The 5,997-nt window shown below is 72.0% G+C and carries 4 protein-coding genes and 1 pseudogene; 1 reads left to right on the forward strand and 4 read right to left on the reverse strand.

Going from position 1 to position 5,997, the window contains the following annotated elements:
- Positions 1-735, reverse strand: a 735-nt coding sequence (locus ACXJKL_RS12330; protein ID WP_457207340.1) for a DUF6910 family protein, incomplete at its 3' end; no start/stop codon positions are given.
- An 86-nt stretch (positions 736-821) separates the two neighbouring features.
- On the opposite strand from ACXJKL_RS12330, the gene hrpB reads away from it, so the two are divergent.
- Entirely contained in the window at positions 822-3,386 is a 2,565-nt protein-coding gene (gene hrpB / locus ACXJKL_RS12335; RefSeq protein WP_457207341.1) for an ATP-dependent helicase HrpB, read from the forward strand.
- Between the two features lie 83 nt (positions 3,387-3,469).
- Here the strand turns inward: hrpB and ACXJKL_RS12340 are convergent, their stop codons facing one another.
- The 3 genes and pseudogenes from ACXJKL_RS12340 to ACXJKL_RS12350 form a co-directional block, all read right to left on the reverse strand.
- Positions 3,470-4,552, reverse strand: coding sequence for a sulfite oxidase (locus ACXJKL_RS12340; protein WP_457207342.1), 1,083 nt, complete (start codon positions 4,550-4,552; stop codon positions 3,470-3,472).
- A 43-nt stretch (positions 4,553-4,595) separates the two neighbouring features.
- Entirely contained in the window at positions 4,596-5,456 is an 861-nt protein-coding gene (locus tag ACXJKL_RS12345) for an enoyl-CoA hydratase/isomerase family protein (RefSeq protein WP_457207343.1), read from the reverse strand.
- Positions 5,457-5,482: 26 nt separating this feature from the next.
- A pseudogene (locus tag ACXJKL_RS12350) lies at positions 5,483-5,997 on the reverse strand (Dyp-type peroxidase); the annotation flags it as partial.

Below are 5,997 nucleotides of genomic sequence, written 5' to 3' on the forward strand. Positions count from 1 at the left end.
GGCCAGGGCTGATGCCACCACCGGCCCGTCGTCGCGCGGGTCGGGGCTGTCCTCGGCTGCGGCACTGGCGATCAGGTCGCCCCCGGGCAGCGCGACGACGTCGGTGATGGCCAGGCCGACGCCRTCCACGGCGCCGAGGTCGTAGTGCACGGGACGGGTGGCCGTAACCTCTGCCGCGTCGAGAGTGCCCAGGGTGGCAGCCACTGCGGCGGATACGTCGATGTGGACGCTTCCCGAGGGCATCCCGGCCGAAGGAAGCCCGCGGTGGAACCATCGCATCGTGCTTCCGACGATGGAGGCGCCCTCGAGGTTGAGCAGCTCGAGGTCGACGGCCAGGGCAGCCGCGACAGCGGCGTACACCTGTGTCATGTCGGCGACGACGACCCTCGGCAGGCCGTCCTCGAGCCGAAGCAGGCACCACCGCATCCGGGCCGKGGAGGAGCCGGAGCCCATCACCAGCACCGCTGGCGTCCCACCGACCTCGACCTGACAGGCAGCCTCGAGGTCCGGTTTGAGGTGCTTGGTCCCGGACGCCTCGTCGAACACGTCGTACCCGCCGACAGGCGGGAGGAGCCGTACCCGAGTCACCGTCCCATCACGGAACCAGGCCGCTCGGGTGGCGTCGTCCGACACCACCAGGTGGCCGCCGCCGAAGGGAACGACTGCGGAGGCCGCTCGCACGGGGGAGCCGTCGCGGAATCGGAGCCGTTCAGCATCCAGCATCTCGACGTCCATGACGAGATGCTCCCAGACGTGTCACACCCAGTCGCCGACTCGCTGTCGGCGGGGGTGCCGGCGCGCGGGTCAGGCAGACTGCACGAGTGTCCGACCCGCTGCGCAACCTGCTTGCCGCGCCGCCCGACCTCCCGGTCACCGCGGGCCTGACCCCTCTCGTCGAGGCGCTTCGCACTCGCGGAGTGGCGGTGGTCCAGGCACCTCCGGGCACCGGCAAGACGACCTTGGTCCCACCCGCGGTCGCCGAGGTCGTCACCGGACGGGTCGTCGTCACGCAGCCCAGCCGGATCGCAGCCCGCGCTGCTGCCCGTCGGCTGGCGCACCTGCTCGGCGAGCCGGTGGGCGAGACGGTCGGATACGCCGTGCGCGGAGACCGACGCAGCAGTCGACGTACACGTGTCGAGATCGTGACGACCGGTCTGCTGCTCCGGCGGATCCAGCACGATCCCGAGCTGGTCGGCGTCGGGGCCGTCGTGCTGGACGAGGTGCACGAGCGCCACCTGGACGCCGACCTGACCTTGGCGCTGCTCATCGACGTCCGGGCCAACCTGCGTGAGGACCTGTCCCTGGTGGCCATGTCGGCCACCATCGAGGCCGAACGGACGGCCGCCCTGCTCGGCCGAGGTGACGGTCCCGATGGTCCTGACGATCTCGGGGGCGCTCCGGTGATCCGCGTCCCGGGTGCCCTGCACCCGGTCCTGGCGGTCTGGTGCCCGCCGCCTGCGGGGGTGCGCCGGACCGACGACAGGGGGATCACCCCGGCGTTCCACGACCATGTCGCAGCGACCGTGCGCCGTGCGCTGGTCGGGCACGACGGGGACGTCCTGGTCTTCGTGCCGGGCGTCGCGGAGGTCGAGGCGACCGTACGTCGCCTCGCCGGCGTGGACGCGGCCGTGCACGCCCTTCACGGACGCCTGTCCGGCGCCGAGCAGGATCGTGCGCTGAGCGAGGGCCCGCGTCGACGAGTGATCGTCTCGACCGCGGTCGCCGAGTCGTCGCTGACGGTGCCCGGGGTACGCGTCGTGGTGGATGCCGGATTCTCGCGCGAGCCGCGCACCGATCACCGCCGCGGACTGGCTTCCCTGGTCACCGTCGCGGTGAGCCGAGCAGCGGCCGAGCAGCGGGCGGGACGGGCCGGACGACTGGGTCCGGGGACCGTGCTGCGTTGCTGGTCCGAGGCGGAGCACACGCACCTGGCCGCGCACCCGGAGCCCGAGATCGCCACCGCCGACCTGACGGCCTTCGCCCTCGAGCTGGCCTGCTGGGGCAGCACCGACGTCCACGACATGGCGCTGCTCGACCAGCCACCGGTGCACGCACTGTCGGCGGCCACGGAGGTGCTCGTGGGCCTGGGGGCGATGACCGAGGACGGGAGAGCCACCTCGCGGGGCCGGGTGATGGCTGCCGTGCCGGCCGATCCCCGGCTCGCGCGTGCCCTGCTCGACGGGGCTGGTCTCGTCGGGGCCGAGCGGGCCGCGGAGGTGGTCGCGATGCTGAGCGAGGGCGTGCGCGCTCCCGGCGGAGACCTGGTTGCTGCGCTCCGGTCACTGCGCGCTGGCCCGCGGGCAGGATCGTGGCACCGTCAGGTCACCCGGCTGGAGGAGGTCGTCGCGAAGCAGGGCACCGCCGGCGACCGGAGAGGGGCGTCGGGCCACGCCCGAGCACTCACCGATGACGTGGCGGTGGGCATGGTGGTGGCCCTGGCGCATCCGGACCGGATCGCACGCAAGCGCTCCGGTACGTCGAGCTACCTGATGGCGTCCGGGACAGGCGCGGCGCTCGACTCGCGCGCCCCGGGGCCGCTGGCCGGACTGGAGTGGCTCGCGGTCGGTGATGCGGAGCGACGGCCTGGGCAACGTGAGGCCCGGATCCGCGCGGCGGCCCCCCTCACCGAGGACCTGGCGCTGGAGGCAGCGGGATCGCTGTGGACCGAGGTGGATGAGGTCACCTGGACCAGTGGGCGGGTGCTGGCTCGCCGACGGACGTCGTTGGGCGCGATCGAGCTCAGCTCGACCCCGCTCAGCGACCCACCCGCCCAGGCCGTGAGCGACGCGATCCGAGAGGCGGTCGCGACCGAGGGGATCACTCTCCTCGCCTGGACGGAGGCGGCCAGGGCGCTACGTGCCCGCCTCGACTTCCTCCACCGCGCGCTCGGTGATCCGTGGCCCGACGTGAGCGACGCAGCACTGACGCAGAACCTCGACTCCTGGCTCGGGGGGCGGTTGGCGCGGGTCCGCTCGGCCCAGGACCTTCGTCGTATCGACGTGACCGCCGCCCTGCGAGCGATGGTGCCGTGGCCGGAGGCGGGCAGGCTCGACGACGTGGCCCCCGAGCGCGTGGAAGTCCCCAGCGGGTCGAGCGTGCGCATCGACTACTCCCAGGACCAGCCGGTGCTCGCCGTGCGACTGCAGGAGGTCTTCGGCTGGACCGCGGCACCGGTCCTGGCCGACGGCAGGGTCCCGCTCCTGCTGCACCTGCTCTCCCCCGCGCGACGCCCGGCCGCCGTCACCGCAGACCTGGAGTCCTTCTGGGACAACGGCTACCCGGGCGTGCGTGCTGACCTGCGTGGTCGCTATCCCAAGCACGCCTGGCCCGAGGATCCACGCAGCGCACCCGCCACCGCGCGGACGAACAGGGCGCGCCGAAGCTGAGTGGCGTTGACCCGCCTGCGGTCGATCTCCCTGCCTCCCGGGGTCAGCTCCTCGGCGACGCTGCCCTGCCCCTGTCCGAGGACTCAACGTCGGTCGACGTAGATGACTTCGATGGCGTTGTTCCCGTAGCCGAGGCGGTTCCACGGCGGTACGTCGGGCTGCACGTTGCCGGCGGCGTCGGTCGCCCTCGCTCGCAGGGTGTGCCGGCCGATGCCGATCGCATCCCAGGTGAAGCTCCAGTCCTGCCACCCGAAGCTGTCGGAGGCGAGCGGGTCGAGCTGCGCCGGCTGCCAGTCCCCGTCTCCCGTCAGGCTGACCTCGACCTTCGTGACCGGACCGGTGCCCGACCAGGCCTTGCCGCGGACGGTGCAGGTCTCCTGAGTCAGCACCGAGCCGGGTGCTGGCTCGGTGATGCGGGCGCGCACCCGCATGAGCGTGACGGGCTCGTGGGGCTGGTCGGGCCACTCGTAGATGTAGTGACCGGTCTGGAACTCTCCGGTGTACGGCTCGCTGAGGACGTCGAGGCGTTCGAGCCACTTCACGGACGCGACGGCGTACCAGTGCGGGACGACCAGCCGGAACGGCGCCCCGTGGTCGCGACCGAGGGGCTGGCCGTTCATCTCGTAGGCGATGAGGATCTCCGAGCTCGGGTCGGTGACCTGTGACAGGGGCAGCGCGCGGGTGAAGGTGAGGTTGTCCTGGTCGGTCTCGGGGAGGATCGCCTGCAAGTGGTACGGCCCGTGGTCGGCACCGGTCGCGAGGAGCTCGACTCCGTCGGCCGACGGCTCGACCCCCGCCAGGACGTCCCGGAGGAGGACGCCGGTCCACCGTGCTGTGGAGACGGCGAAGTCCCCCCAGGGCTCGCCGGTCGGTAGCGGCCTCATCTCCAGGCGACCGTTGCCGGCGCACTCGAGGGTGACCGTGCGGTGGTGCGCGGGCATCGCGCGCAGGTCGTCGAGGGTCAGGGTCGTGGGCTTGCCGACCGCGCCGCCGATCGTCAGGGTGCCGTCGTGCTCGGGCACCGCGAAGTTGCTGCGTACGTAGTGGAGCTCGGTCGGAGTGACGTCCCCGGCCAGGGCAGACGGTGGTGCTTCCGCGTTGTAGGGCGCCGGGTTGATCATCACCAGCGCGGCGCGTGCCGCCTCGAGCTCGTCCAGATCAGTCATGCCGATCAGCCCTTCCTTCGTGCCGGGTGTTGTGGAGTGGTCATCAGAAGTCGGAGTCGGAGAACGTGGGTTCGCGGCCTTCGTTGAAGGCGCCGATGCCCTCGACGCGGTCGGGGTGGACCGCCGAGCGCCAGTGGGCGTCCATCATGATCTCGATCGCCTCCTCGATCGGCTGCCCCTCACCCAGGTGCACGGCGCGCTTGACGGCCTGCACGRCGGTGGGGGAGTTGCTCGCGATCTTGTCGGCGATCTGCTCGGCAGCCGACATCAGCTCATCGGGCGCGTGGAGCTCGTTGACCATCCCGAGCCTGTAGGCCTCCTGAGCCGGCACCGGGTCGCCGGTCATGAGCATCTGCAGTGCCTTGCCCCGCGGCAGGAGGCGCGGCAGCAGCGCCGGTGAGCCGCCACCGGCCGACAGGCCGAGCATGGCTTCGGGCTGACCGAACGTCGCGGTGTCGGAGGCGATGATGAAGTCGGTGCTCTGAGCGAGCTCGCACCCTCCGCCGTACGCGATGCCGTTGACGGCGGCGAAGATCGGCTTGCGCAGCTGGCGCACCGTGTAGAGGGTGCGGTCGAACGCCTGGCGCTGGCGCAACCAGTCCTCCTTGGTCATGGCCTTGCGCTGTCGCAGGTCGCTCCCGACAGAGAACGCGCGGTCGCCGGCTCCAGTCAGGACGACGACTCGCACGGCGGTCCTCACCGCGATTCCCTCGACGACCTCGGTCAGCAGGGCGCCCATCTCGGTCGTGATCGCGTTGTCGGCGTGCGGCCGGTTGAGCGTGATCCGGGCGACCCGGCCCTCGGAGAGGTAGTCGAGGAGGACCGGGGGTTCGGTCTCCTCGGTAGCGGGGGCCGGTGGGGCGAAGTCGAGTGCGGCCCAGCGGTCGGTGCGTGGTGTGCTCATCTACATCCTCTCTKGGTGGCGGGTCGTCAGGTGTCCAGGGCTGCGAGCCAGCGCAGGGCGCTCAGGCTCGGTGCGAAGCAGTACTCGCCACCGCGGGTGACCACGAACGGCGGCACGTCCTGGAGCCGCCGGCGGATCGGTCGGTGCGGGATCGTGAACGTCCCGGGCTCGTCGCGGGGGCCGACCAGCGGGTCCGACTCGAGGGGGGCGCCGATGAAGATCCCGTCGTTGAGCCACTGGGTCTTCACGAACTCGAACTGCCGTTTCAGGTGGGCGCCGGCGAAGACGAAGATGATCCCGCGCTCGGCCCCGTCATCCTCGAGCACGCCATCGGGCAGCGCCGGGCCGTAGCTGGTGCCGCGCCGGATCATCCGGTGCAGCCGGACGTCGACGCTGCCGTCCTGGTCCAGGGCGTCGCGAGGGTTGGCTCGTCGGGCGTGGGCGCCGGCCGGGCACTTGAAGCCGCGAGGGTCGTCGCCGAAGCGGAAGTCGTTGTTGCGGCGTGGGTCAGCGCCGAGCTCCGGGTCGTCCTGGTCGGGCG

Source organism: Nocardioides sp. P5_C9_2 (genome assembly GCF_054049555.1).